Below are 25,878 nucleotides of genomic sequence, written 5' to 3'. Positions count from 1 at the left end.
GCATCGGGCATCGGGCATCGGGCGCCTGTGACAGCCCCTGGACGCGCTACGGCTCCGCTTGCCCGCGCGGGGGGATCGGGCAGCGGAGCCGTAGCAGGCCCGGCTGAAGGGCGGCGCCGGGCGTATTGGGGGGATGGTTCGCCGGACGGGGACGGCTGGTACGGGGGCTGGGGGTCGAGACTGCGGGCTGGAGGGCCGGGGGCTGGGGGCTGGGGTTGGTGGCCGGGGGGGCAGTGGCCGGGGGCTATGCGGCGAACAGGTCGAGCACCGGGCGGCGCCAGTGGCCGTCGAGGTCCAGATCGAGCGCCGGGTCGGAGGCGAGCACCGCCTGCTGGAGCTTCTGAAGCCGCGGCGACGGCTCCAGCCCGAGGTCCTCGACCAGTCTGGCGCGCAGCCCCTGGTAGACCTCCAGCGCCTGCCAGGGGCGGCCCGCGCGGTAGAGCGCGGCCATGCACTGGGCGTGCAACCCCTCGTGCAGCGGATGACGGGCGGTCAGCTCGGTGAGCTCCGTGAGCAGCTCGGCATGGCGGCCCAGCCGCAGATCGGCCTCGATACGGCGCTCCAGGACGCCGAGCCGGCTCTCCTCCAGGCGGGCCAGCTCGATCTCCAGGACCGGGCCGACCTTCACATCCACCAGCGCGGGACCGCGCCAGACGGCCAGCGCCTCGCGCAGCAGCAGGGACGCCTGGACATCGTCCCCGGCGTCCAGCGCGTCCCGCCCCGCGGCCACCAGCCGGTCGTACTCATGGATGTCCACCGCGCCCGGCTGGGCCTCCAGCACATATCCGCCGTAGCGCGTGGCCAGCACGTCCTTGGAAGCCTGCGGGGCCTGTGGGCCATAGGCCGCGGCCAGCCTGCGGCGCAGCTGGAGGATGTAGGTCTGCAAAGTGGTGAGCGCGCTGCGCGGCATCTGCGTGCCCCAGATTTCCTCCATAAGAGTGGGCACCGGGAGCATCTGGTTGGCGTAGACGGAAAGCAGTGCAAGGATCTGGCGCGGCTTGCCCGCGCTGGGCACGATCGACTGACCGCACGCCTCGACGCTCAGCGGCCCCAACACCTTGATGTCCATGGTCGTGTACCTCCGTCAACGGTCCGTCAAGTGCCTCCTGGCCGCGCGGCCCTGCCACCGAGGCATCTAAGAGCCTCGCTTGTGGGCGGCCTGTGCGGCCAGTGCCGGAGTAACGAGCTCGATATGAGTTCCAGAGCCCCCGCACCATGACAAATTCACACCCTGGCGATGAGAGAGTCCGCGATGACCGATACGCCCATCCCCCATGAGCCCCCGAGCCCCGCCGCCCTGGCTCATCCCGCCAAACCGGCCAAGCCAGGCAAGACCGCCGAGGCCGTCCGCCCGCCCGCCGAGGACGACGACCTGGTCATCGAGGACCTCTCCGACGCCGCCTGGCCCATCCCCGCACCCGGCATCTGCATCTGCACCGTCGGCGCCGAATGACCGGGCCATGACCGGCGAACTGGGCTTCACACCACATCTGCGGGTCGAGCCGGTGCCCGGCGAGGCCGTCTACCTCGTCTCCGAGCACGGCGTCACGGCGCTGCACGGGCGGGCGATCGCCGCGCTGGCGCCGCTGCTCGACGGGTCGCGGGACCTCGCCCACATCCTCACCGAGGCCGCCGCGCCCGGCCGCGCCGCGGGCCCGCCCGGCGCGGTCCCGGCCGGGCAGGCCGAGCGCGTCATCGCCCGTCTCCGCGCGGCCGGGCTGGTCTCCGAGCGGGAGCACGCCTGGACCCCCGAGGAGGCGTACTGGGAGCTGGCCGGGCTGGGCACGGGCGGCCCCGCCGCGCCCCCCACGCCCGCGTCCCCCCGCCCCGCCGTGGCCCCGCTGGTCCTCGGCTCGACCGACCCGGACGAGGTAGTCCGGGCGCTGCGCGTCGCGGGGCTGAGGACCGTGGACGGCGAACCGGCGGATCCGAGGCCCGTGAACGCGGAGGCGGTGGACGGCGATCCGACGGGCCCGGGGGCCAATAGCCCCCGGCGAGAGATATGTCAAATCGCCTTCCGTCAACATGACACCGCAGAACTCACCCTTGTGGTGTGCGATGACTACCTCGATCCCCGGCTCGCCGCCGTGGACGCCGCGCACCGCGCCACCGGCCGTCGCTGGCTGCCCGTCAAACCGGTGGGCACCCAGGCGTGGCTGGGCCCGTTCCTCGGCGCCCCCGACGATCCGTGCTGGGTCTGCATGGCCGACCGGCTGTGGCGCGGACGGCAGGCCGAGGCCTATCTCCAGCGCCGGCTCGGCCGCCCCGGACCGGTGCCGCGGCCGCCCGCGTCGCTGCCCGCGAGCCGCGCCGCCGCGCTCCAGCTCGCCGCCCTGGAGGCCGCCAAGTGGCTGGCCGGGTACCGGCACTCGGGCCAGCGGGAGCTGCGCACCCTGGACAGCCTCACCGCCACCGTGGACCGCCATCCGCTCTCCCGCCGCCCGCAGTGCGCCGGCTGCGGCGATCCGGCGCTGGTCGCGGCCCGGATACGGGCGCCCCTGTCGCTGCCCTCGCCACGGGAGCCACGGGAGCCACTTGCCGCGACCGGTACCGCCACCGACGCCGCCGACACCTCCCCGCGCGGGATCATGGAGCGCTACGGACATCTGGTGGACCCCGTCACCGGGCTGGTCACCGAGATCCGGCGCGATCCGCGCGGCCCCGCCGTCCTCAACTGCTTCCACGCCCGCCACCCTTCGTACGCCGGGGCGGGCCCCCACAGCGGCCTGGACGCCGTAAGGGCCGGGCTGCGGGCCGCCGCCCACGGTAAGGGCCGCACGGCCGAACAGGCGCGGGCCAGCGCGCTGTGCGAGGCCCTGGAGCACTACAGCGGCCACTTCCAGGGGGACGAGCCGCGTCAGCGCGCCCGCTACCGCGATCTGCGCCCTGAGGACGCGGTGCACCCGGACGCCGTCCAGCTCTTCGACCCGCGCCAGTTCCTCGACCCCGCCCTCCCCGCGCGCCACCGCGTCCAGGATCCGTTCGACGAGGGCGCGGAGCTGGACTGGACCCCGGTGTGGTCGCTCACCGCCGAACGCCACCGGCTGCTGCCCACCGCGCTGCTGTACTACGGCGCCCCGCAGCCCCCGGGCCACCGCTGCTGCCGGGCGGACTCCAACGGCGCGGCAGCGGGCGGCACCCTGGCCGACGCCGTCGTACGGGGCTTCCTGGAGCTCGTGGAGCGGGACGCGGTCGCCCTGTGGTGGTACAACCGCACCCGGCAGCCCGCCGTGGCCCTGGACGCCTTCGACGACCCGTGGCCGGCCGAAGTGCGCGCCGCCCACCGGGGCGTGCGGCGCGAGGTGTGGGCCCTGGACCTCACCACGGACTTCGGCATCCCGGTGGTCGCCGCGCTCTCCCGGCGCCTCGACAAGCCCGCCGAGGACATCACCTTCGGCTTCGGCGCCCACTTCGACCGGCACACCGCGCTGTGCCACGCCCTCGCCGAGCTGAACCAGATGCTTCCGGCGGTGGTCGAGGCTTGCGCCGACGGCGGGGGTTACGGCGCCGCCGAGCCCGAGGCGCTGCGCTGGTTCCGTACCGCGACCCTCGCCGACCACCCGTATCTGACCCCCGATCCGGCCGCCCCGCCGCCCACGGGAACATCCGGCCCGCCGCCGCCCCCGGAGGGCGATGCGCTGGCCACCGTGCGGGAGTTGGTGCGCGGACACGGGATGGAACTGCTGGTGCTGGACCAGACCCGGCCGGATGTGGGGCTGCCGGTGGCCAAGGTGCTGGTGCCCGGAATGCGCCCGCACTGGGCCCGGTTCGCGCCCGGCCGGCTCTTCGACGCCCCCGTGTCGCTCGGTCGGCTGCCGGGGCCCACGCCCTACGCGGACCTCAACCCGATTCCGTTTTTCCTGTGATCCCCCGTGATATCCGGTAACTCCGCGTACACCATGAGCCTTCCACAGGGCCTCTCCACCCCAGGTGAAGATCGGATACTCTCGGGCAAGCCACCCAATCCGGCCCGACCATCCGGAGGACGAGTGCAGGGGAGCCTCTTGCCCGACGATGCCGGGAACCACCCACCGCGCCACCAGGACGGTCTGGCGCCGCGTCTGGCCGTGGTCATCACGGTCCTCGTACTGGTGGGGTACTTCGCCGTGGCCGTCACCTATGTGGTCGACGGCAATCGTTCGGGCAGGTCGGTCGACGCGGCGATGCTCGGTCTCGCGCTGCTGCCGATGACCGTGCTGCTCTGCCTCCAGATGCTGCACTCCTTCCCCGGCCTCGCGCCCCGGCTCAGCGGTGCGCGGCGCTGGACGCTGGCGCTCCAGGCGGTGCTGACCTTCGCCCCCTTCGCCGTCTTCAAGCACGCCTGGCTGGGCATGCCGGGCTTCCTGGCCGGTTCCTCGCTGCTGGTGCTGGTCCCGGCGCTGGCGTGGCCCGCGTTCGCGGCCATCCTGCTGTGCACGGACGTGCTGCTGTTCCAGGTGGGCTTCGGCTGGGGGCAGGTCGCGTACACCACCGTCTCCACCGCGCTGACCGGGCTGGTGGTCTTCGGGCTCTCGCGGCTGTCCGGGCTGGTCGCCGAGGTGTCCCGGTCCCGGGCCGAGCTGGCCCGGCTGGCGGTGGCCCAGGAGCGGCTGCGGTTCTCCCGGGACGTGCACGATCTGCTGGGCTACAGCCTGTCCACGATCACCCTCAAATGCGAGCTGGTGCACCGGCTGGTGCCCCGGCAGAACTCCCGCGCCCAGCAGGAGCTCTCGGAGATCCTCCAGACCTCCCGTCAGGCCCTCGCCGACGTACGGGCGGTGGCCAGCGGCTATCGCAAGATGTCGCTGTCGGCGGAGGCGGCGACGGCCCGTTCGATGCTGGCCGCGGCGGGCATCAGCGCCACGGCCGAGATTGACTGCGGACCGCTGCCGGAGCTGGTGGACACGGTGCTGGCGAGCGTGTTGCGCGAGGGGCTGACCAATGTGCTGCGCCACAGCAATGCCGACCACTGCGCGGTCGAGGCGCGGCGCAGCGGGCACCGGGTGTCGCTGACCCTCGTCAACGACGGGGTGGGCCGGCCGTCCACGATCCTGCGCGCCGACAGCTCGGACGGCGGCAGCGGTATCGGCAACCTCCGGGTGCGGGTGGAGAACCTCGGCGGGCGGCTGCGCGCGGGCGTACGGCCGGACGGCTGGTTCGAGTTACGCGCTGAGCTGGATGTGTCCGTGGACGCGCCGCCGCGCAGCGGCCGGGAGTACGGCCCGGGGCCGACGGTGACGGCGTAACGGGGTCCAACGGCGTAAGGGCCCCTGACAGCGCGACGGAACCCCTGACGGCCTGAGCAGCACGTGGGATGGCCGCATGCCGCCTTACAGCCAGCCCGCCTCGCGGGCGATCCGGATGGCGTCCACCCGGTTGCGGGCGTCCAGCTTGGTCACGGCGGACGTCAGATAGTTGCGCACCGTGCCCACGGACAGGAACAGCTTGGCCGCGATCTGCCCGGAGTCCTCGCCCTTCGCGGCGAACCGCAGGACCTCCAGCTCCCGTGGGGTCAGCGGCTGTGGGCCGTCGTCCAGGGCGGCCAGCGCGAGCTGGGGATCGATCACCCGCTCGCCCTTGGCGACGGCCCGGATGGCGTCGCTCAGCTTCTCCGGGCTGCTGTCCTTCAGCAGAAAGCCGGAGACATGGGCGGCCAGCGCCCGGCGCAGATTTCCGGGGCGGCCGAGGCTGGTGAGCATCATGGTGCGGCATTCGGGGACGGCGGTGCTCAATTCGGCCGCGGCGGTGAGCCCGTCCACGCCCGGCAGATCGATGTCGAGCACGGCGACGTCCGGGCGGAGTTCACGGGCGCGGGGCACGATTTCGGCGCCGTTGGAGAATTCGGCCACCACATCGATATCCGGTTCGAATTCCAGCAGGGCGACCAGTGCCTTGCGCAACATATGCATGTCTTCCGCGATCAGCACCCTGACCATGCCGCCCCCTGCTTTCCCCGCCCGGCCTCACCCCGCATGGGGATTATTCCCCCGCCCTCTCGGTCATTCCATCGATTCGCGGGGAAATACGCCCGTCGAACGCCCATCCCGTAGCGCGAACGCGACCGCGCGCCCCCTTTTCACGCCGCACCACCTCGGCAGGGCTCACCGACCGCCGACCCGAACTCGGCGTGCAGCGTGCGCACTTCGCCCCGCAGATAGCGCTCGCGCAGCAGGGCGCGCGGGATCTTGGCGGTGCCCGCCCCGCGCACGGTGCCGGGGCGCACCAGCAGCAGCGCGCCGGTCTCGACCCCGAACTCCTCCGCGATCAGGGCCCGGATCCGGGCCGCCAGCCGGGGCAGCCCGGTGCGCGCCCCGCCCGCCGTACGGACGACCTCCTGGACGACCACCAGCGCCCCCGCACCGGGTCCGGCGCAGAACACCCGGGCCGACCCCAGCGCCTTCGCGCAGCCCAGCAGTTCGCGCTCCACGTCCTGCGGGTGCAGGGTGTGGCCGTCCACCAGGAGGGCGTCACGGACCCGGCCGGTCATCCGGAGCCGGCCGTTGACCGTAAGGCCGAGATCGCCGGTGCGCAGAAAGCCCCCAGGGCCCTCGGCGACGCGGGCGGCGAACAGCAGCGCGGTGTCCGACGGACCGCCCCAGTGGCCGGCGGCGACGGCGGGGCCGCGCACCCAGATCTCCCCGGGCGCCCCGTCCGGCAGCCGGCGCCCGGTCAGCGGGTCGACCACGGCGAAGTCCGCGCCCGGCACCGGTGTGCGCCCCGTGGCCAGCGGCACCGGCGCCCCCTCGGCCGGGACGTACCCCGCCACCAGGGTGCCCGGACGCAGGCCCAGCGGGGCGCAGCGGTGGGGGAAGGCGGCCATGGTCCCGGCCGAGACCGGCTCCCCGGCGTTCAGCGCGGTACGCCAGCGGGAGAGATCGAGCCCGGCCGGTGGCTCGTCGCCGAGGAGGGCGGCGCAGCGGGCGTGGAGGATGTCGGGCGCGAGGGTTTCGGTGATGCCGTGACGGCTGATGGCGCGCAGCCAGCCCAGCGGATCGGTGCGGTACGGCTCCGCGGGAAGGGTCACGGCGGTGGCGCCGAGCCATAAGGGGTGCAGCACCTGCCCGATCAGGCCGGGGGTGTGGTGGCGGGGCAGCCAGCCGCCGATCCGGGAGCGGCGGTCGGTGCCGAGCGTTCGCCGCAGCCCGGCCATGGCCGCCGTAAGGTTGCCATGGGTCAGCAGGGCGCCGCGGGGGGCGGTGGCGGGCCCGGAGTCGTAGGCGAGCAGCGCGAGGCTGTCGGCGGTGGTGCGGAGGGGTTGCCGGGGCGCGTCGGCGCCCGCGTCGGGGCGGAGTCCGTCGACGGCGAGGCAGGTCAGACCGGCGCGGCCGATCCGGGAGAGCCGGCGGGAGGTCTCGGTGGCGTGGGCGGTCTCGGTGAGGACGAGGTCCACGACGGCGTCCCGGACGATCGAGGCGGTGCGCTCGGCATCGGTCCGGGAGGCGGACGGCGCGGGCACGGGCACCGCGACGGCCCCCGCGTACAGACAGCCGAGCAGCGCCACCGCGGCGTACGGACCGGGGTCCATGGCGAGCAGCACCCGGCGGCCGGTGGCGTCCCGGGCGCGCAGCCAGGCGGCCACGGCTTCGGCACGGGCGTCGAGCGCGGCGTAGGACACGCGGTGTTCGGTGCCGTCGGGGGCGGGGTGGGCGAGCGCCGTGGCGTCGGGGCACCGGAGGACCCGTTCCTTCAGGGCCTCGGCCAGATTCGCGTATCGCGGCATTCGCAACTCCCGGGCGCCCGGTGTCGAAAAGGGGCCCACAGTCTCGAAGCGCCACCTCGAAGCCGACTTGATCAACGGTGAGGAGCGCGCCCCGGTGCTCGGCGGGGGTCCGCCTGCGGTCCGACCTGCCGCATCGGCGCGGGTCAGGCAGCGGCCCGCCGGGTCCTCGCGGCCCCGTCGTCAGCCGTCATCAGCGCGCCCTGCGGTTGACCCGGACGGTCCAGCCCCCGTCGGCGGCGCGGCCCGCCACCGTGATCCGTACGGAGTCCTCCTTGACCGACATGCTGTCCCCGACACCGAGGGGGGCGTCGGCGAGTTCGGGGTAGACCGACTCGTTCCAGCAGGCGGAGGTGGCGGGGTGGCCGTCCAGCACCTGGACGGGGCCGTCGCCCGACGCCTTGTCGTTGTGGACGCGGTAGACCAGCACGCCCTCGGTGCAGGTGCCCGCGTCGTTGCCGCGGCCGCCGCGCGCCTCGATGGCCAGCGCGGTGGAGGGCCCGGTGCGGACCACGACCAGCCGGGTGCGGGTGTCGGCGCCGGACCGGCCGCGCGCCATGGGGGTGGCCAGGGGCTGGAGGGTGTAGCGGCGCGGTCCGGTGGCGCGGTCGCAGGCCACCTGGCGCGCGCCGAGCCAGCCGAGCTTCCACTTGTGCCAGCCGAACGGATCGGGTGCCATGCCGAACTGGCTTCCCATCAGGTCCCAGTCGCCGACGTAGGTGTCCCATTCGGCGTTGCCGTCGGTGTCCTTCGGCCGGTGGTAGAGGTCGGGCAGGTCGAAGACATGCCCGGTCTCATGGGCCAGCACATTGCGGTCCGGCGGATGGTGCTCGAAAACGGTGACCAGTCGGCGCAGATCGACACCGTCCGCGCGCAGTGGCTTTTCGAAGTTGACCACTTTCGTCGCGTCGGCGTCCACACCGGGGGCGTCGGGGTCGGCGACCAGATAGACGAGGTCGTAGCGGGCGAAGTCGAGGTGCGGATCGGCGGCGGCGATGGCGTCGCGCAGATAGGCGGCGCGGCGCTGGGCGTTCCAGTCGCGCTGTATGGCGTACGCGGTGGAGCGCCGGGGCATGGTGATCCAGCGCCGCAGCGGATGCACCCGTAAGCCGAACTTCCCGTAGGAGGCCCGTTTGAAGAAATCGGGGGTCGCGGGGATGTGGTCGGCGGCCAGTCGGGCGGGGGTCACCCGGGGCCTGGCGTCCGGGAAGGACAGGAAGACCATCGCCGCGTCCAGGCGCCGGACCGGGCGCGGATAGCGGGAGTTCCAGGTGTCCACGCCCTCCGAGTGATGGGCGTCGGTGCGTTCCAGGTCACAGGGGCCGCCGGGACCGGCCGCGACCGCCGGACCCGCCACCACGGTGGTCGCGATGAGCGCGCTCAGCGAGGTGAGCAGGGCTCCGGTCCGACGCAGCCGAGGCTGCCGGTGCACCCCCTCGGGTACCTGAGGACGCACCATGTCGACCTCCCGGGCGTAGTCGGAACACCCACTCCACCCTGAGGTGAATGGGCGGGGTACGCCCTGTTGGGTTGGGCTGGTCGAGTGAAGAGGCCGCGATCCGGGTACGTAACAGACGGTCACAATCGGTCAGAGCGGCTGTTGGCCCGCGCAGAGTCGAACAGATACGACCAAACACATTGTCAAGGCGGCGGTGAGCGCGATGACATCGATGGAACGCCCGAAGTACGAGCCCCTATGATCGGCACATTTCCAGCGGGGAATCCCCCTTCAGGCAGGCATTTACGGTCGGCCCGGCACCCGGTGTGAGACATGCACAAGATGTGTACGAACAACCTGGAAACAACAGACGCCACGCGGGAGCGAGCGGTGAGCGGAACCCCCGACGGGCAGGGACGCGCCCCGGGCGCGACACTGCCGACGATCACAGAGCGTGAGGCCATGCCGAGCGTCCTCCCGGTCGCGGAGGACCCCGGCGCACCACGTCCGGCCCCCGGCGCGCCGTCGGTCCTGGGCACGCCCCCGGCCCCCGGCACGCCCCCGGACGCGGGGCATCCAACGGGGCATACCACCGGGCCCACGGCGGGGCATACCGCCGATCCCGCCACCAGTCCCACGGCCGGTCCCACGGCCGGGCACGCGACCGGCCCCGCGCCCGGCGACTACCGCGCCGCCTTCAACGTGGCGCGCCTCGCCATGGCCGTCGTCGACCGCGAGGGCAGGGTGCTCGACGCCAACCCCGCGCTCGGCGCCCTGCTCGGCACCGATCCGGCCCTGCTGATCACCCGCAGCGCGGCGGACCTGGCCGATCTGCGCGAGGATCCGCGCACCTGGCGGGAGTACCGGGACGTCCTCGGCGGCCGTGCCGCGCGGCTGCGCCGCACCCGGCGGCTGCGGCGCTCCGACGGCCATGCCCTGTGGGCCGAGATCACCGTCGAGCCCGCGCCGGACAGTTGCAGTCTGCTGCTGTCGATGGCCGACATCAGCGACCAGCGGGATCTCCAGGGGCGGCTGCGCCATCTTCAGATGCACGACCCGGTGACCCGGCTGCCCAACCGCAGCCTGTTCTTCGAGCGGATGACCCGGGCGCTGGAGGCGGCCACCTACGACCACGGGGGCACCGGCCGGATCGGGCTCTGCTATCTCGACCTGGACGGCTTCAAGGCGGTCAACGACACCCTCGGCCACCGGGTCGGCGACCGGCTGCTCGGCGCGGTCGCCCAGCGGCTCACCGACTGCGCGGCGCCCGACGGCCATCTGGTGGCGCGGCTCGGCGGGGACGAGTTCGCCCTGCTGGTCCGCAACTCCACCGGCACCGAGCAGCTGTGCGACCTCGCCCGGACGGTGCTGGCCGCCCTTCAGGAACCGTTCGACGTGGGCGGACAGCGGCTGTCGGTGTCGGCGAGCATCGGCGTGGTGGAGCGGCCCGCGGCCGGCACCCACACCACCTGGCTGATGCAGGCCGCGGACACCACGCTGTACTGGGCGAAGGAGGACGGCAAGGCGCGCTGGACCCTCTTCGACCCGGAGCGCAACGCCCATCGGATGACCCGGCAGGCGCTGTCCAGCACGCTGCGCCCGGCGGTCGAGCGGGACGAGTTCGTGCTCGACTACCAGCCGCTGGTGGGGCTGGGCGACGGGGTGGTCCGGGGGGTGGAGGCGCTGGTGCGCTGGGACCATCCGCAGTTCGGGCGGCTGTCGCCGAACCGGTTCATCCCGCTGGCCGAGGAGAACGGCGCGATCGTGCCGCTGGGCCGGTGGGTGCTGCGCACGGCCTGCCGCCAGGCCCGTGCCTGGCAGCTGGCCGAACCGCCGCATCCGCTGGTGGTCAGCGTGAATGTGGCGGTCCGCCAGGTGTGGGACTCCGATCTGGTGGCCGATGTCGGCGCGATCCTGACGGAGACCGGACTGCCGCCCCATCTGCTCCAGCTGGAGCTGACCGAGTCGGCGGTGATGGGGTCCACGGGGCGGCCGCTTCAGGCGCTCCAGGCGCTCAGCGACATGGGCGTGGCCATCGCGATCGACGACTTCGGGACGGGCTACTCCAACCTCGCCTATCTCAGCCGGCTGCCGGTCTCCACGCTCAAGCTGGACGGCTCGTTCGTCCAGGGGTTCCGGGCGGAGGAGCATCCGAATCCGGCCGACGAGACCATCGTCGAGGCGCTGGTGCAGCTCGCGCACCGGCTGGGCCTCACGGTGACGGCCGAGTGTGTGGAGAGCGCCGAGCAGGCGGAGCGGCTGAGGCGGATCGGCTGCGATACGGGACAGGGGTGGTTCTACTCCCGTCCGGTGCCGCCGGACCGCATCCAGGCGATGATCACCTGCCCGGCACGGCGTTAGGGCTGCTCCGTCTGCGCCGTCGGCAGATCGTAGGCGTCGGCGATCAGCTCGTACGAGCGCAGACGGGCGGCACGGCCGTGGGCATTGGCCGTGATCTTGACCTCGTCCGCTCCGGTGCGCTTGATCAGCCCGTCGAGCCCCTCGCGGACCTGGTCCGGGCTGCCGTACTCGACATTGGCGAGCCAGCTGTTGATGAAGTCGCGCTCGATCTCGTTGAACTCGTACCCCTCGGCCTCCTCGGGCGTCGGCACCAGGCCGGGGCGTCCGGTGCGCAGCCGGATCATGGCCAGGGCGCCGGTGAGCACCTGGCGGTGGGCCTCCTTCTCGTCCTCGGCGGCGAAGGCCGACACGCCGATCGAGGCGTACGGCTTGTCCAGCACGGCGGACGGCCGGAAGGTCTCGCGGTAGAGGTCGAGCGCGGGGACGGTGTTGGCCGCGGAGAAGTGGTGGGCGAAGGAGAACGGCAGGCCGAGCATCCCCGCGAGCCGGGCGCTGAACCCGCTCGAGCCCAGCAGCCAGACCGACGGCCGGTCGGCGGACTGGACCCCGCCGGGCACGGTGCCCTGCACCGGCCCCGGCACCGCGTGGATACGGGCGTAGCGGTGGCCGTCGGGGAAGTCGTCGTCGAGGAAGCGGGTCAGCTCGGCGAGCTGCTGGGGGAAGTCGTCGGCGCCCTCGCGCAACCGCTCGGTGCGGCGCAGCGCGGCGGCCGTGGCCCCGTCGGTGCCGGGCGCACGGCCGAGGCCGAGGTCCACCCGGCCGGGGGCGAGCGCCTCCAGGGTGCCGAACTGCTCGGCGATGACCAGCGGGGCGTGGTTGGGGAGCATCACGCCGCCGGAGCCCAGCCGGATCCGCTCGGTGTGCGCGGCGAGATGGGCGAGGATCACCGCCGGGGAGGAGCTGGCGACCCCGGGCATGGAGTGGTGCTCGGCGACCCAGAAGCGCTGGAAGCCCCGGCGCTCGGCGAGCCGGGCGAGCTCGGTGGTGGTCCGCAGCGCCTCGGCGGCCGTCACCCCGCTGCCGACGGTCGCGAGGTCCAGCACCGACAGGGGCACCGGTGCGCTGCCGAGGGGCCGGGCCCGGATGGGGTCGCGCTGGTCGTCTCGCCGGTCCTGCTCATCGGCCACGGTGGCCCGCCTCCCTGGTCGCACTGCGCGGTGCGCGTATGTCGTGTGCGTGCGCGTGTGCGGCGGTGCGCCGCCACGCCTCTACGTCTACCGCCGACAGTCAACCGGAGAAAGGCTCCGCTTTATTCCCGGCCCCGGCCCCGGCTCCGGCCCTCGTTCCCCGGCCTACGGAGAACGGCCGGGTCCGCCGCCACCTGGGGAGGAGGTGTGGCGGCGAACCCGACGGCGGTGTGCCGCGCGCTCGCGCGGAACGGGCCTAGCCCGCGGTCCCCGCGGTGCGGCGGCGGTGGAGGGCCAGCGCCGTACCGGCGCCGCCGAGCACCAGCACACCCGCCGTGAGGCCGATGGGCAGGGCGGCGGACATGCCCTTGTCGTCGGCGAGACGCCGGGCGGTCAGGGCGTCGGCGGCCGCGGCGTTCACGATCGGGGCGTGGGCGGCCAGGGCGGAGGTCGTGTAGTGACCGGCCTTGTGGACCGACGCGACCGAGCCGTCGGACTTCAGCAGCACCTGGGTGTTGTTGGGGTGACGGAAGTCGAAGAGCCCGGAGAGGGTGTTCGCCCGGCGGTCGAAGGAGGCGTCACCGATCCGGCCGGTGTGCCAGTTGTCCTCGATGAAGCGGGTGATCGAGGTCTGCTCGGTCTGGGTGTGGTCGACCTTGTTGGACTTGCTGAAGGGCGAGATCACCAGCAGCGGCTGCCGAGGGCCGGGGCCACAGCGGTCCTGGTAGCCGCCCGCGGGCTTCGGAGCGGACTGGCAGGCGGGGCTGTCGGTGGCCTTGCCGCCCGAACCCGTGGTCTTGTCGGTCGACCCGTTGCGGGGCTTGGCGTACGCGTGGTCGTACCAGCCGTCGCTGTCGTCGTACGCGACGACGATCGCGGTGTCCTTCCACTGCGGCGACTTCTGGATCGCGTTGATCTGCTCGACCAGGAAGTGCTGCTCGTCGACCGGGTCGGAGTAGGCGGCGTGGCCGTCCTGGTACTCGGCGGCCTTCAGGAAGCTGACGGACGGCAGATGCCCCGTCTTGAGCGCCGCGTCGAAGTCGGTGAGGTCGTAGTTGTGGTTGGCCCGGCCGCTGTGCCCGATCTCCTGGACGTTCTTCGGCGGGAGGTGATGCGGGTTCGCCGTGGACTTGTAGTACTGGAACGGCGCGTGGTGCGGGCTGTAGTCCACCGAGGCAGCACCGCCGACGTTCTTGTGGGTGGTGCCGGAGCACTTGGCGTAGTGGTCCTGCTCGCCGTCCCAGGCGGTGCTGGGCCGGAAGCCGCCCTGGAACCAGCCCCAGCTCACCCCCTTGGCATTGAGCAGATCGCCGATGTTCCGGCCCTTCATCCGCGCCAGGGCGTTGCCGCTGGTGTGGTCCTTGTTGGAGCAGTCGTCGAAGGCCGGGTCCGGGTCGTTGATCATCGTGCCGACGCCCTGGGCGTCCGGTGAGGCCACCGTGTACGCGTCCGGCTTGTCGGTCTGGATCGGGTTCTCGGTGGAGGACTTGGGGTCGGTGGAGATCACGCCATGGGTCTGGCCCGAGATCAGCTCCAGCGCTCCGGGGGTGGAGGGACCGTAGGCCGAGCTGAAGGAGCGGTCGCTCATCGCATAGTGCTGGGCGTAGTTCCACAGGCCGGTGACGGTGTTTCCGTCGTAGTAGTCCATCACCAGACCGGGCTCGCCGAACAGCCCGGTGCACTTGCTGACCTCGGTGTTCTCCACGAACTTATCGGCCTTGCCGCCATTGGCGGCGTACTGCTCGGGGCCGTAGGAGTGGTTCTGGTCGCAGGTCATGGCCTGGTCGCTGCGCAGCCGCTTGGGCTTGTAGAGATTGGGGTTCTTCTCCAGCAGCCCCGCGTGCGCGAGGGTGTCGATGTCCTTGGGGGTGTCCTTGGCCGGCGTGAACCTGGTGCCGTCCGTGTTCGCCGCCTTGGGGTAGGTGCCGAAGTAGTGGTCGAACGAGATGTTCTCGTCGAAGATCACCACCACATGCTTCACCGGGGTCGCGGTGTGGCCACCCTTCGCGGGCGCGGCCCATGCGGGGGCCACCCCGCCCACGGTCGCCAGGGCCGCGGCGCCGGCCAGGGCACCCCAGCGCGCGGCCCGGCCACGCCGTCGGCCGCCTTCGGATCCTGCCGTGCCGCCCATGCCATGCCTCCACATGATTCGCGTTTCACGCCTGCGCCTGATCCTGTGCCGCGGGCAGGACTCTCCGATGGAATCCATGGAGGCGCCCGAGTGAATAGAGGGTCAGAAGAATCCAAGGAACTCTTGAGGCGTTCTTGACCGGATGGTGGGGCGACTTCAAGCCCCGATCAGGACAGAAGGGTCCGTCCCAGCCAGTCGGAGCGGTCCCGCACCCCGGGGAGCGCGAAGAAATAGCCGCCGCCGAAGGGGGTGATGTAGTCCACCAACGGCTCCCCCGCCAGCCGCTTCTGCACGGTCTCGAACTGGCGCTCGAGGTCCTGCTGATAGCAGCAGAACAGCAGCCCCATGTCCAAATTGCCATTGCCGTCCATGCCCCGGTCGTAGTTGTAGGCACGGCGCAGGATGCGCTGGTCCTCGGTCCGGGAGGTGCGCGGATTGGCCATCCGTATATGGCTGTCCAGCGGAATGACGTCGCCCTTGGGGTCCTGTGCGAAGCGCGGGGTGTCGAACTCGTGCTGACCGTCCAGCGGGGCGCCCGAGTCCCGGCTGCGGCCGAACATGCGCTCCTGCTCGCTGATCGACACCCGGTCCCAGAACTCCACCAGCATCCGGATCAGCCGGATCACCTGATAGCTGCCGCCGGTGGCCCAGGCGGGCTCCCCGGAGTGGGCGCCCACCCACACCAGACGGTCCATCGCCCGGGCGTCCCCGGTGTCGGGGTTGGCGGTGCCGTCCTTGAACCCCATGTGGTTGCGCGGGGTGCCGGACGGGCGCGGCGGGCTGACGAAGCCGTCGATACGCCAGCGGATCTGCAACGCGCCCCGGGTGTGCCGGGCGATGTCGCGCAGCGCGTGCAGCACCGTGTCCGTGCTGTCGGCGCACAGTTGGAGGCTCAGATCGCCATGGCACCAGTCGGGGTCGAGATCGTCGTCGGGGAAGGACCTCATCGCGCGCAGCCGCCGGGGCTTGCGGTCCCGCAGTCCGTAACGCTCGTCGAAGAGCGAGGCACCCACGCCGACGGTCACGGTCAGCCGGTCGGCCGCCACCTCGGGGCCCAGGGTGCCGGAGTCGGCGGGCGGCGCGGTGATCCCGACCGGGTCGGGGGTGCCTCCGGCGGTGAGGAAGCGGCACCGCTCGGTCAGCGTACGGAAGGCGTCGGCCAGTTCCTTGCGCCCCTCGGCCACGGTGTCGAACGCGATGAACGCGGTGGCCCGCTGGGGCGGGGTGAGGATCCCGGCCTGATGGGTGCCGTGGAAGGGGACATGGGTGGGCCTCTCCTCCGGCCCGTCCTCCTTCGCGGCCGCCGTGCCCGCGACGGCCGCGCCCGCCACCGCGCCGACCGTGCCCGCGGCGGCGCCCAGCAGAAAGCCCCTGCGCAGCACCTCGCTCACCGGGTCCTCCGCACATCCATCAGCGCCGCCACCTGCGCCAGCCGCTCCACCAGCGCACCCGTGTCCGCGTTGAGCCGCTGGCGCCCGGTGCGGCTCAGCCGGTCCAGCGGGGTCCAGCGGTCGCCGTGGTGCGAGCGCTCCAGGGTCCGCTGGGTGCGGTCCAGGTCGCCCTCCAGCTCGGGCAGCCAGGGGGCACGGGGCTTCAGCAGCGGCTCCAGCCGGCGCAGCACGGCCCGGGTGCCGTCCAGGTTGGCCCGCGCGGTGGCCAGATTGGTGCCGCTGCCGTAGTCGGTGCGGCCGGTCAGCTCGAACTGCACGGTGTTCTCCATGATCTCGTGCGCCCGCAGGCCCAGGTCGGCCGGGTCCATCCGCTCCTGCGGCCAATCGTCCCGCAGCCCTCGGACGTCCCTCACGAGCCGGTCGGCGACCGGGCGCAGTGAGCTCGCGGACTCGCCGTGCCACAGGCCGTACTCGAGGCGGTGGAAGCCGGTGAAGTCCGGGTCGTGGACCCCGTCGGACAGCCCCGCGGTGGTGCCGTTGATGGCCCCGTCGGCGTCGCCGAAGGTGCCATAGGCGGCGCCCATCCGCTCGTACACCAGATGGGCGGGCAGCCAGACCGCGCGGGCCGTGGCCAGGTCACCGCAGTGGATGGCCGAGCGCAGCGCGTCCGTGCGCCGCACCAGCTCGTCCATCCGGCCCGCCACCCACTTCTGGTAGGCGATGGTGGGCGGGATCAGATCCTGCTGGCCGACCGGGATCGCGGCCGGTCCACCGCCTCGCGCCGGTCCGGGGACGGTGACGGTGGGCCCGGTGACCGCGTCCGCGTCCTCGGGCAGGCAGACGAAGGCGTAGGAGCCCCCGCCGAGCGTGACGCTCAGCGGTCTGCTGGTGCCGGGGCCCAGGCCCTCCACCTCTCCGTAGACGGCGCCGTTCGCCGGATTGGTGAGATAGACCTCGGCCGGTCTGCTGGAGGTGTTCCGCAGCTCGAAGACCTGCTTGCCACGGGCGGCATCGGTCCAGCCACGGCCACAGCCGCCCTCGGACACCTCGACGGAGGTATGCCGCAGCCCGTCCGATGCCTTCGTGAGCGCGCTTCCGCTCGCGGAGGGGTGCGCACGAGGACCGTCCGAGGAGCCTCCGCCGACCGCCAGCGCGCCGATTCCGACGGCCGTGGCCACCGTCACCGCACCGGCGACCAGCAGATGACGTGCCGGCGGGACCGGGGAGAGATGTTGGCGACGCACGGCTGCATGCTAGGGGCAGTGCGATAAGCGGAATGCACCGATGGCCAAAGAGCTGCATGGAATTCTGCCGGGGTTCAGCTCCCCGTCACCAACTCCTCGGGGCCTTCGGCGCACCCGTCCCCGGCCGCGCCGCCCGTCGCTATCCGCCGCTCCGGGCGAAGAGCGCGCCCAGCCGGTCATGGACCGGATCGCGGCCCAGCAGCCGCAGCCCCTCCCAGACCGTGACCTGATTGGCCGTGAGCACCGGCTTCCCCAGCTCCGCCTCCAGATCCGGAATCCAGGCGGCGGTGTGCAGGGCGGTGTCCGGCAGGAGCACCGCCTGGGCCTCGGGGTGGTCCCCGGCGCGGCCCAGCTCCAGCACCTCGTCCCGGCCCCAGGTGCCGACCTCCGCCGCCGTGATGATCCCGCTGCCGCGCATCGAGACCACCTCGGCGCCGGCCGCCTTCAAAAATGCCCGGAAGTAGTCGGCGACATCCTCCGGATAGGTGGCAGCGATGGCCACCCGGTCGGCGCCGAGCGCCTGCACCGCGTGGGCGAAGGCGAAGGAAGTGCTGGAGGCGGGCATCCCGGCCGTCTCGCCCAGCTCGCGCACCTGCTCCTTGGCGCCCTCCCAGCCGAAGACGAAGCTGGCGCTGGTGCACGCCCAGACCACGGCCCGGGCGCCGCGCTCGGCGAGCTCGGCGACCCCGGCCGCGAGGCGGGCCGCCGACCCCATCTCCAGCAGGGCGTCCACCCGATGGGCGTCCTCACCGATGTCGGTGTGGACCAACGGAAGCCGGATGTCGCCGCTGTCGCCGCCGAGCATGCCTTCCAGGCGCGGGTATTCGTCCTCGGCGGAGTATCCGGGGTAGAGAAAGCCGACCGTGTCCGGGGCCGGGTGCGTCGAGTCCACCATGACTGCCTCCTTGACTGGCGGCCCCCGCGAGCGCCGCCCCTGCACTGCTGTCACTTCTCATACACCGCGGAAGCCCGGCGGGTTCCCACCCGCCGGGCACGCCGGGCCCTCGCCTCACCCCGCGGCCGGGCCGCCGGAATCGTCGAGGTAGGGGCCCTCGCCGAGGCCGGTGCCGAAGCCCGGGTCGAGCCCGTCGGCCGGGTCGCCGTCCGACCCCGGCGAGGCCGCCCCGGCCAGCGCAGCCTCGGGCTCGTCCACCACGGACTCGACCGCCTCCACGGCCCCGAGCATCGACTCGACGACCGGGTCCGGCACCGGGAACGGGCCGCTCGGCGACACCGACATCCCCGCCGGACCGGACCGGGCGGCCGGGTCCAGCAGCGCCTGGTACGGCCCGACGGCCCGGGCGCCGATCGCCCGCAGCGCCGCCCACATGGTGACCTGGTTCGCGGACAGCACGGGCATCCGCAGCTCCGCCTCCAGCTGCGGGATCACGTCGTAGGTCGGCAGATTGGTGCAGCTGATGAAGAGCGCGTCGGTGGCCCCGACCACCGCTTGCCTGGCCATGTCGACCACATCGCGGTACGGCACCTTCCAGATGTGCCGGGTCAGTCCGAGGTACGCCCGGCCGGTGACGGTCATCCCGCCCTCGGCCAGATACTCCTCCAGCGAGTCGGTGACGGACTGGGTGTACGGCGTCACCACCGCGATCCGCCGGGCGCCGATCTCCCGCAGCGCCTCCAGCAGCGCGCCCGAGGTGGTCAGCGACGGGACCTCACCCGCCTGGGACATGGCCGCGCACATCGCGCGCTCCCCGGCGACACCGCCGACGAAGCTGCCCGAGGTGCACGCGTACGCCACCACTTCCGGTGCGACGGCCGCCAGCGCCTGCACCGCGTCGTGCAAGGTCTCGTGCTCACTGACGAGCCGCGCCAGGTCGAGGCTCACCTCGACCGGTACGAACGGGGTACGGGTGAGGTGGAGGGATACCTCGTCCGGCACCCAGCGCCACAGCTCACGATCGAGTGCGAAGTCGAACGGTGCCACCACACCCACGCCGCGCTGCGACTGTGGGCCACCCAGAAAAGAGACGTCCAAAGCGAGCCCCAATACGGAAACGGAGGGACTGGACCATTGGCCAGAGATTTTGGATGGAGAGAGCCGGCCTGATGCCGGGGACGCCGGGACAGATGCCGTTGTTGACGACGGTAGTTTCCGCTGCCTAGCGTGGTCAATCCTCAAACAGAGGCGCCTGCCCGCTCCTTCTCCAGGCAAACCCATCCACGTTTCGAAACGGTTTCCCGCCTATGTCCGAAAGCACAGTTGTCGTCTTCGGCGACCAGCCACCGGTCCACCTGGACCGGGTGGCCGGCCGGGCCAAGGTGCTCGTCTGTGACGAGAATTCGCTGCCCCAGGCGCTCCCCACCGCGGATGTGCTCCTGGTCTGGGATTTCACCTCCGACGCGGTCCGCGACGCCTGGCCCGGTGAGGGTCCCCGGCCGGCGTGGGTCCATACCGCGAGCGCGGGAGTGGACCGGCTGCTCTGCCCCGAGCTCATCGAGTCCGACACGGTACTGACCAATGCCCGAGGGGTCTTCGAGCAGCCGATCGCGGAGTATGTGGCCGGTCTGGTGGTCGCCATGGCCAAGGACTTCCACGGAAGCTGGGAGCTCCAGCGGCAGCGACGCTGGCAGCACCGCGAGACGATGCGGCTGGCCGGGACGCGCGCCGTGGTCGTGGGCGCGGGCCCCATCGGCCGGGCGATCGGCTCCACCCTGGCCGCGCTCGGCGTGGTGGTCGACCTGGTGGGCCGCACCGCGCGGCAGGGCGTGCGCGGCGGCGACGAGCTGCCCGAGCTGCTTCCGTCGGCCGACTGGGTGGTGAGCGCGGCGCCGCTCACCGACGCCAACCGCGGCATGTTCGACCGCACCGTCTTCGACCGGATGAAGCCCTCCGCCCGGTTCATCAACGTCGGCCGCGGCCCCCTGGTCGTCGAGAAGGACCTCACGGCGGCCCTGGTCGCCCGGCGGATCGCCGGCGCGGCCCTGGACGTCTTCGAACACGAGCCACTGGCCTCGGACGATCCCCTGTGGGACGTGCCCGGGCTGTTTGTCTCGCCCCATATGAGCGGCGACACGGTCGGGTGGCGCGACCACCTGGCCGATCAGTTCCAGGACAACTACGAGCGCTGGTGCGCGGGCGAACCACTGCTCAACATCGTCGACAAACGCCTCGGGTACGTACCGGTGGACTGATCGCAGGACCCTGAACGGAGAGCCGGATGACCGACATTCACGACCTGACAGCCGTTCAACTCGTCGAGCGCTATGCCTCCGGCGAGCTCTCCCCCGTCGAGGCGACCCGTGCCGTCCTCCACCGGATCGAGCAGATTCAGCCGGAGGTGAACGCCTTCACCCGGGTGGACGCCGAGGACGCGCTGCGGCAGGCGGAGGAGTCCGCCGAGCGGTGGCGGCGCGGGGCCCCGGCGGGCCTGGTTGACGGCGTCCCGGTGTCGGTGAAGGACATCCTGTTGCAGCGCGGCGCCCCCACCCTGCGCGGTTCGCGGACCGTACGGCCCGAGGGCAAGGCGTGGGACGAGGACGCGCCCTCGGTGGCGCGGCTGCGCGAGCACGGCGCGGTGTTCGTGGGGAAGACCACGACCCCGGAGTTCGGCTGGAAGGGCGTCACCGACAGCCCGGCCCACGGGGTCACCGGCAATCCGTACGACCCTCAGCGGACCGCGGGCGGCTCCAGTGGCGGCAGCGCGGCCGCGGTCGCGCTGGGCGCGGGTCCGCTGAGCCTGGGGACGGACGGCGGGGGCTCGGTCCGTATCCCGGCCGCCTTCTGCGGCATCTTCGCGCTGAAACCCACCTATGGGAGGGTTCCGCTCTATCCGGCGAGCGCGTTCGGCACCCTGGCCCATGTGGGGCCGATGACCCGGGACGCGGCGGACGCGGCGCTGCTGATGGATGTGATCTCCGGCCCGGACTGGCGCGACTGGTCCCAGCTGGGCCCCGTCGAGGGCGGCTTCCGGGAGGCGCTCAGCTCCGGCGGGGGCGGGGTGGACGGCCTGCGGGTCGCCTACAGCCCCGCGCTCGGCGGCGCGGCCGTGGTCGACCCGGAGGTGGCCGCGTCGGTGCGGCGGGCGGTGGACCTGCTGGCGGAGCTGGGCGCGGTGGTCGAGGAGATCGACCCGGGGTTCGAGGATCCGGTGGAGGCGTTCCACACGTTGTGGTTCAGCGGCGCGGCCCGGGTGGTGCAGCCGCTGGGGCAGGAGGACTGGGAGCTGCTGGACCCGGGGCTGCGCGAGATCTGCGCCCAGGGGGCGTCGTACAGCGCGCTGGACTATCTGGCGGCCGTGGATGTGCGGATGGCCCTCGGCCACGCCATGGGGCGGTTCCACTCCGCGTACGACCTGCTGGTCACCCCCGCGCTGCCGATCACCGCGTTCGAGGCGGGGGTCGAGGTGCCCAAGGGGTCGGAGCACACCCGGTGGACCGGGTGGACGCCGTTCACCTACCCGTTCAACCTGACCCAGCAGCCCGCGGCGTCGGTGCCGTGCGGCCTCAGCGGCGCGGGCCTGCCGATCGGGGTGCAGCTGGTGGGCGCGCGCCACGCGGACGCGCTCGTGCTGCGCGCGGCGCACGCGCTGTTCGAGGCGGGGCTGGCGGACGGGGTGCGTCCGCCGACGGCATAACGCCCGTTGCCGGGTCCGGGACGGCTCCGCCCCGGACCCGCGTCCGGCCCCTGCGCCGCGCCGGGCACGGACCGAGGGCCGACCGCGGGCACAGGCCGAGGGGCCCCTGCCCCGCGCGAGCCGAGGTCTACGCCCGGCGGAAGTTCAGCGTCTCCCCCAGCGCCCCCGCGCGCCACAGGTCCTGGCAGGCGTCCGCCATGCGGTCGAGGCCGTCCACGATCGTGCCCCAGACGATCCCGGGCACCCAGCCCGCGTCACCGTTGATCAGCAGGTTGTTCCGCTCGTAGAAGAGCGCCAGGTCGATCACCTGCCGCCGCCCCTGGTGCTTGGCCTCGGTCTCGTATCCGTACGACTTGGTCCCGAGCTGGGTGTCCGTGAAGGTGAAGTAGCACAGGTCCCCGGGGATCGGGGTGATCGTCGGGTTCTCGAGGGGCGGCTCCTCGGGCGCGAAGGGGGGCAGCAGGGTGTAGATCTCATTGCGTGCGTACTTGGCGTGATACACATCACCCCCGAGCGGCAGCGCGTTCCACACCGCGTCGCAGGTGATCGGCGCGAGCTCGTCAAGGAGCTTGGCCGTACAGCTCACCCCGCGCTTGTCGAGCGAGACCTCGATGAACCGGTCGGCTCGGTCAACCATCGACTTTCCTCCAGGTCGCTTCGGAACCAGTCCTGTCCCAGGGGACTACCCAGACATCGGCTGTATCAAGGGCCGGAAACGACCCGCATACATTTGCCGGAGTCGGGTAGCCGCGCGCCCATGGCTCCACCACGTGGGAAAGACACCGATAGCAGAGAAATAGCCAAAATGGGCCCAAGCCGCCGCGCTCTTCTCGCCGGCGGTGCGGCCCTGGGCCTGCTGGGCGCGGCCGGCTGTAGCCGGGTGTCCGGCTCGGGCGCCAAGGACGGGGGCAATCTGCTGGAGCGACTCCGGTCGCAGGGGACGGTCCGGCTGGGAATTGCGGGGGAGATCCCATTCGGCTACATCGACGAGAACGGCGAGTTCACCGGCGAGGCGCCGGAGATCGCGAAAATCATCTTCAAGCGGCTGGGGGTGCCCAAGGTCCAGCCGGTACCGACCGAGTTCGGCTCGCTCATCCCGGGCCTTCGCTCGCAGCAGTTCGACGTGGTCTCGGCGGGGATGTACATCAACCCCGAGCGCTGCGCCCAAGTGATCTTCTCGGACCCCGACTACCGCATGCGTGACGCGTTCATCGTGCGCAAGGGGAACCCCAAGAACCTGCACAATTACGAAGACATCTTCAAGAAGAAGGCCAAAATGGCCACCGGCACCGCCTACGCCGAGATCGGCTACGCGGAGGACGCCGGGATCAAGCAGAGCGACATGCTGATCCTCCCCGACCAGCTGGCCGGGCTGCTGGCCGTGGAACAGGGCCGGGCCGATGTCTTCGCGGGCACGACCGTGACCGTGCACAACGTGGTGAAGCAGCGGAACAGCCGGCTGGCCGAGGCCACCGAGCCGTTCCAGGCGTACGTCGACGGCAAACCGGACATCGGCGCCGGCGGCTTCGCCTTCCGGCCGGAGGAGACCAAGCTCCGGGACGCCTTCAACGTCGAGCTGCACAAGATGAAGAAGAGCGGGGAGCTGCTGCGGATCGTGCGGCCCTTCGGCTTCACCAAGGAAGAAATGACCGATCTGACCGCCAAGGAGCTGTGCTCATGACGGCCGGGCTGTGGGAAAACTGGCTTCTTCCGGGCGTCTGGATCACCATCCAGCTGACCCTGTACAGCGCGGTCTTCGCGGCCGTCGTGGCGTTCGGCATCGGGATCGCGCGCACCTCACCGCTGTGGATCGTCCGCTTTCTGACCGGCTTCTATGTGGAGGTCTTCCGCGGCACCTCGGCCCTGGTGCTGATGTTCTGGCTGTTCTTCGTGATGCCACTGGCCTTCCAGTTCCAGCTGGTGCCGATGTGGGCCGCGGTGCTGGCGCTCGGCCTCACCTACGGGGCGTACGGCTCGGAGATCGTGCGTGGCGCGATCGCCGCGGTGGCCCCGGCGCAGCGTGAGGCGGCCATCGCGCTCAGCTTTACGCCCGCGCAGCGGATGCGCCGGGTGATCCTGCCGCAGGCGATCCCGGAAATGATCCCGCCCTTCAACAATCTACTGATCGAGCTGCTGAAGGCGACCGCCCTGGTCTCCGCGGTGAGCGTCGCCGACATCACCTTCGCCGCCCAGCTCTCGCGGCTGGCGACCGGTGACAGCCTGGAGATCTACGCGATCATCCTGGTCCTCTACTTCGTGCTGGCCTTCGTCCTCACCCGGCTGATGCGGCTGCTGGAGCGGCGCGCCAAGGCGGGCATCGGCCAGGCCCCGGTGAAGTCCGGCAAGGGCCCGCTGATCACCCGGAAGCTGTCCGCGCGCCAGGAGGCCGAGCAGTCGTCCAACATCATCACGGCGGGAGGTGCCCAGTGAGCTGGAACTGGGATGTGGCGAAGGACTTCCTCCCCGAGCTGGGCAACGGGCTGCTGATCACCCTGGAGGCGACCGCCCTGGGCTCGGTCCTGGCGTTCGCGCTCGGGCTGGTGTGGGCGATGGCCTTCCGCTCGCCGACCCGCTTCATACGCTGGCCGGTGGCGGCGGTCGTGGAGTTCATCCGCAACACTCCGCTGCTGGTGCAGCTGTTCTTCTTCTACTACGTGCTGCCGACCTGGGACATCAAGTTCTCGGCGCTCACCACCGGGGTGATCGCGCTCGGTCTGCACTACTCGACGTACACCGCCGAGGTCTACCGGGCCGGTATCGACGGTGTGCCCAAGGGCCAGTGGGAGGCGGCGACCGCGCTCAGCCTCTCCCGCGGCCGTACCTGGACCGCGGTGATCCTGCCGCAGGCCATCCGCCGGGTGGTGCCCGCACTGGGCAACTACGTCATCGCGATGCTGAAGGACTCCCCGATGCTCGCGCTGATCGGCGTCGTCGACATGTTGCAGAAGGCGCGCGCGGAGGGCGCGTCGTCCTTCCAGTACATCGAGCCCTACACGATGGTCGGCATCGCCTTCATCGTCATCGCCTATCCGGCTTCCCTTCTGATGCGAGCCCTGGAGCGTCGTCTTGGCCACTGAAACCGACCACACGAACCCTGCCGTGGACGGCAGTGAACTGATCCGCTTCGACCAGGTGACCAAGCGCTTCGGCAGCAACACGGTCCTGGACAACCTCGACTTCTCGGTCTCCTCCGGTAAGCACGTCACCCTGATCGGCCCCTCGGGGTCGGGCAAGACCACGATCCTGCGGCTGCTGATGACGCTGATCAAGCCGGACGAGGGCACGATCAAGGTCGACGGCGACTACCTGACCCATGAGGACAGGGCCGGCAAGCTGGTCCCGGCGGGCGAGAAGCACACCAGAGAGGTGCGCAAGAAGATCGGCATGGTCTTCCAGCAGTTCAACCTCTTCCCCAATATGCGGGTGCTGCGGAACATCACCGAGGCCCCGGTGAACGTGCTGGGCCTCAGCAAGGACGAGGCCGAGACCCGCGCCCGGGAGCTGCTCGACCTGGTCGGCCTCGGCGACAAGTGCGACGCGTACCCGACGCAGCTGTCCGGCGGTCAGCAGCAGCGGGTGGCGATCGCCCGGGCGCTGGCGATGCGGCCGCAGGTGATGCTCCTGGACGAGGTGACGTCGGCGCTGGACCCGGAGCTGGTGGCCGGAGTGCTGGATGTGCTGCGCGACATCGCGCACACGACGGACATCACCATGCTCTGTGTCACCCATGAGATGAACTTCGCGCGGGACATCTCCGACGACGTACTGATGTTCGACGCGGGCCGGGTGATCGAGTCCGGACCGCCGGAGAAGATCTTCACCGAGCCGGAGCACGAGCGGACGAGGGAGTTCCTGAGCGCGGTTCTCTGAGCTCTCGGCCGGACCGGGCCCGGCGCCT

At 71.9% G+C, this 25,878-nt stretch carries 21 protein-coding genes; 10 read left to right on the top strand and 11 right to left on the bottom strand.

All coding sequences use genetic code 11. The features are described 5' to 3' along the window. Positions 1–244 precede the first annotated feature (244 nt). On the bottom strand, positions 245–1,069 hold the full coding sequence (locus ACT2CW_RS31965; RefSeq protein WP_037953152.1) for an AfsR/SARP family transcriptional regulator: 825 nt from the start codon (positions 1,067–1,069) through the stop codon (positions 245–247). A gap of 183 nt (positions 1,070–1,252) precedes the next feature. Between ACT2CW_RS31965 and ACT2CW_RS31960 the strand changes: the two genes are divergently transcribed. From ACT2CW_RS31960 to ACT2CW_RS31950, 3 genes are all read left to right on the top strand, one after another. Then, the gene (locus ACT2CW_RS31960) at positions 1,253–1,453 is read left to right on the top strand and encodes a hypothetical protein (protein WP_164435935.1); all 201 of its coding nucleotides are present in this window, start codon (positions 1,253–1,255) and stop codon (positions 1,451–1,453) included. Between the two features lie 7 nt (positions 1,454–1,460). Then, on the top strand, positions 1,461–3,866 hold the full coding sequence (locus ACT2CW_RS31955; RefSeq protein WP_445519128.1) for a TOMM precursor leader peptide-binding protein: 2,406 nt from the start codon (positions 1,461–1,463) through the stop codon (positions 3,864–3,866). Positions 3,867–4,004: 138 nt separating this feature from the next. Next, positions 4,005–5,225 (top strand): sensor histidine kinase, encoded by a 1,221-nt coding sequence (locus ACT2CW_RS31950; RefSeq protein WP_233361809.1) that lies wholly within the window; start codon positions 4,005–4,007, stop codon positions 5,223–5,225. An 84-nt stretch (positions 5,226–5,309) separates the two neighbouring features. Here the strand turns inward: ACT2CW_RS31950 and ACT2CW_RS31945 are convergent, their stop codons facing one another. From ACT2CW_RS31945 to ACT2CW_RS31935, 3 genes are all read right to left on the bottom strand, one after another. Beyond that, positions 5,310–5,915, bottom strand: coding sequence for a response regulator transcription factor (locus ACT2CW_RS31945; protein WP_445519127.1), 606 nt, complete (start codon positions 5,913–5,915; stop codon positions 5,310–5,312). Positions 5,916–6,055: 140 nt separating this feature from the next. Beyond that, positions 6,056–7,699: an AMP-binding protein gene (locus tag ACT2CW_RS31940; RefSeq protein WP_445519126.1), complete on the bottom strand. Its 1,644-nt coding sequence runs from the start codon at positions 7,697–7,699 to the stop codon at positions 6,056–6,058. Between the two features lie 190 nt (positions 7,700–7,889). Next, complete coding sequence (locus ACT2CW_RS31935; protein ID WP_445519125.1) at positions 7,890–9,155, bottom strand: M6 family metalloprotease domain-containing protein; 1,266 nt, start codon at positions 9,153–9,155, stop codon at positions 7,890–7,892. 696 nt (positions 9,156–9,851) lie between these two features. Here ACT2CW_RS31935 and ACT2CW_RS31930 point away from each other — a divergent pair. Beyond that, positions 9,852–11,495: a putative bifunctional diguanylate cyclase/phosphodiesterase gene (locus tag ACT2CW_RS31930; protein WP_445519209.1), complete on the top strand. Its 1,644-nt coding sequence runs from the start codon at positions 9,852–9,854 to the stop codon at positions 11,493–11,495. On the opposite strand, the gene ACT2CW_RS31925 is transcribed toward ACT2CW_RS31930, so the two are convergent. The 6 genes from ACT2CW_RS31925 to ACT2CW_RS31900 all read right to left on the bottom strand — a co-directional run bounded on the left by ACT2CW_RS31925 (position 11,492) and on the right by ACT2CW_RS31900 (position 19,381). Continuing rightward, a complete protein-coding gene (locus tag ACT2CW_RS31925; protein ID WP_138915492.1) occupies positions 11,492–12,622 on the bottom strand; it encodes an LLM class flavin-dependent oxidoreductase in 1,131 nt (376 codons plus the stop codon). The two genes, ACT2CW_RS31930 and ACT2CW_RS31925, sit on opposite strands and share 4 nt — an antisense overlap. Before the next feature lie 256 nt (positions 12,623–12,878). Further along, on the bottom strand, positions 12,879–14,753 hold the full coding sequence (locus tag ACT2CW_RS31920) for a phospholipase C (protein WP_445519124.1): 1,875 nt from the start codon (positions 14,751–14,753) through the stop codon (positions 12,879–12,881). 167 nt (positions 14,754–14,920) lie between these two features. Then, on the bottom strand, positions 14,921–16,144 hold the full coding sequence (efeB, locus tag ACT2CW_RS31915) for an iron uptake transporter deferrochelatase/peroxidase subunit (RefSeq protein WP_445519123.1): 1,224 nt from the start codon (positions 16,142–16,144) through the stop codon (positions 14,921–14,923). Further along, complete coding sequence (locus ACT2CW_RS31910; protein WP_414084461.1) at positions 16,141–17,388, bottom strand: EfeM/EfeO family lipoprotein; 1,248 nt, start codon at positions 17,386–17,388, stop codon at positions 16,141–16,143. Before ACT2CW_RS31910 ends, efeB begins: the two co-directional genes overlap by 4 nt. A gap of 139 nt (positions 17,389–17,527) precedes the next feature. Then, positions 17,528–18,283, bottom strand: a complete 756-nt coding sequence (locus tag ACT2CW_RS31905) for a maleate cis-trans isomerase family protein (RefSeq protein ID WP_086882728.1) — start codon at positions 18,281–18,283, stop codon at positions 17,528–17,530. Positions 18,284–18,397: 114 nt separating this feature from the next. Further along, positions 18,398–19,381 carry a maleate cis-trans isomerase family protein gene (locus ACT2CW_RS31900; RefSeq protein ID WP_445519122.1) on the bottom strand — a complete coding sequence of 328 codons (984 nt, stop codon included), beginning with the start codon at positions 19,379–19,381 and terminating at the stop codon, positions 18,398–18,400. 209 nt (positions 19,382–19,590) lie between these two features. Between ACT2CW_RS31900 and ACT2CW_RS31895 the strand changes: the two genes are divergently transcribed. Together ACT2CW_RS31895 and ACT2CW_RS31890 are read left to right on the top strand one after the other, a co-directional pair. Next, positions 19,591–20,538 (top strand): D-2-hydroxyacid dehydrogenase, encoded by a 948-nt coding sequence (locus ACT2CW_RS31895; protein ID WP_445519121.1) that lies wholly within the window; start codon positions 19,591–19,593, stop codon positions 20,536–20,538. 26 nt (positions 20,539–20,564) lie between these two features. Then, entirely contained in the window at positions 20,565–21,980 is a 1,416-nt protein-coding gene (locus tag ACT2CW_RS31890) for an amidase (RefSeq protein ID WP_164435917.1), read from the top strand. Between the two features lie 127 nt (positions 21,981–22,107). On the opposite strand, the gene ACT2CW_RS31885 is transcribed toward ACT2CW_RS31890, so the two are convergent. Beyond that, positions 22,108–22,617, bottom strand: coding sequence for a DUF3830 family protein (locus ACT2CW_RS31885; RefSeq protein WP_086882731.1), 510 nt, complete (start codon positions 22,615–22,617; stop codon positions 22,108–22,110). Positions 22,618–22,737: 120 nt separating this feature from the next. Between ACT2CW_RS31885 and ehuB the strand changes: the two genes are divergently transcribed. The 4 genes from ehuB to ehuA are packed head-to-tail and all read left to right on the top strand — an operon-like array spanning position 22,738 to position 25,850. Then, positions 22,738–23,661, top strand: a complete 924-nt coding sequence (ehuB, locus tag ACT2CW_RS31880) for an ectoine/hydroxyectoine ABC transporter substrate-binding protein EhuB (protein ID WP_445519120.1) — start codon at positions 22,738–22,740, stop codon at positions 23,659–23,661. Then, positions 23,658–24,410, top strand: coding sequence for an ectoine/hydroxyectoine ABC transporter permease subunit EhuC (gene ehuC, locus ACT2CW_RS31875; protein ID WP_138915484.1), 753 nt, complete (start codon positions 23,658–23,660; stop codon positions 24,408–24,410). The genes ehuB and ehuC overlap by 4 nt, the downstream gene beginning before the upstream one ends. Further along, the gene (ehuD, locus tag ACT2CW_RS31870; RefSeq protein WP_037953178.1) at positions 24,407–25,057 is read left to right on the top strand and encodes an ectoine/hydroxyectoine ABC transporter permease subunit EhuD; all 651 of its coding nucleotides are present in this window, start codon (positions 24,407–24,409) and stop codon (positions 25,055–25,057) included. Before ehuC ends, ehuD begins: the two co-directional genes overlap by 4 nt. Positions 25,058–25,079: 22 nt before the next feature. Continuing rightward, positions 25,080–25,850, top strand: a complete 771-nt coding sequence (ehuA, locus tag ACT2CW_RS31865) for an ectoine/hydroxyectoine ABC transporter ATP-binding protein EhuA (protein WP_051573182.1) — start codon at positions 25,080–25,082, stop codon at positions 25,848–25,850. Positions 25,851–25,878 lie beyond the last annotated feature (28 nt).

The organism is Streptomyces sp. NEAU-174 (genome assembly GCF_052665095.1).
This window is presented reverse-complemented; position numbering and strand designations above follow the sequence as displayed.

Excerpts from the sequence above, each read along its gene's own strand:
- ACT2CW_RS31965 (WP_037953152.1), bottom strand. The coding sequence starts at position 1,069 with ATGGACATCAAGGTGTTGGGGCCGCTGAGCGTCGAGGCGTGCGGTCAG.
- ACT2CW_RS31960 (WP_164435935.1), top strand. The coding sequence starts at position 1,253 with ATGACCGATACGCCCATCCCCCATGAGCCCCCGAGCCCCGCCGCCCTG.
- ACT2CW_RS31955 (WP_445519128.1), top strand. The coding sequence starts at position 1,461 with ATGACCGGCGAACTGGGCTTCACACCACATCTGCGGGTCGAGCCGGTG.
- ACT2CW_RS31945 (WP_445519127.1), bottom strand. The coding sequence starts at position 5,915 with ATGGTCAGGGTGCTGATCGCGGAAGACATGCATATGTTGCGCAAGGCA.
- ACT2CW_RS31940 (WP_445519126.1), bottom strand. The coding sequence starts at position 7,699 with ATGCCGCGATACGCGAATCTGGCCGAGGCCCTGAAGGAACGGGTCCTC.
- ACT2CW_RS31935 (WP_445519125.1), bottom strand. The coding sequence starts at position 9,155 with ATGGTGCGTCCTCAGGTACCCGAGGGGGTGCACCGGCAGCCTCGGCTG.
- ACT2CW_RS31930 (WP_445519209.1), top strand. The coding sequence starts at position 9,852 with ATGGCCGTCGTCGACCGCGAGGGCAGGGTGCTCGACGCCAACCCCGCG.
- ACT2CW_RS31920 (WP_445519124.1), bottom strand. The coding sequence starts at position 14,753 with ATGGGCGGCACGGCAGGATCCGAAGGCGGCCGACGGCGTGGCCGGGCC.
- ACT2CW_RS31905 (WP_086882728.1), bottom strand. The coding sequence starts at position 18,283 with ATGGTGGACTCGACGCACCCGGCCCCGGACACGGTCGGCTTTCTCTAC.
- ACT2CW_RS31895 (WP_445519121.1), top strand. The coding sequence starts at position 19,591 with ATGTCCGAAAGCACAGTTGTCGTCTTCGGCGACCAGCCACCGGTCCAC.
- ACT2CW_RS31890 (WP_164435917.1), top strand. The coding sequence starts at position 20,565 with ATGACCGACATTCACGACCTGACAGCCGTTCAACTCGTCGAGCGCTAT.
- ACT2CW_RS31885 (WP_086882731.1), bottom strand. The coding sequence starts at position 22,617 with ATGGTTGACCGAGCCGACCGGTTCATCGAGGTCTCGCTCGACAAGCGC.
- ehuB (WP_445519120.1), top strand. The coding sequence starts at position 22,738 with ATGGCTCCACCACGTGGGAAAGACACCGATAGCAGAGAAATAGCCAAA.
- ehuC (WP_138915484.1), top strand. The coding sequence starts at position 23,658 with ATGACGGCCGGGCTGTGGGAAAACTGGCTTCTTCCGGGCGTCTGGATC.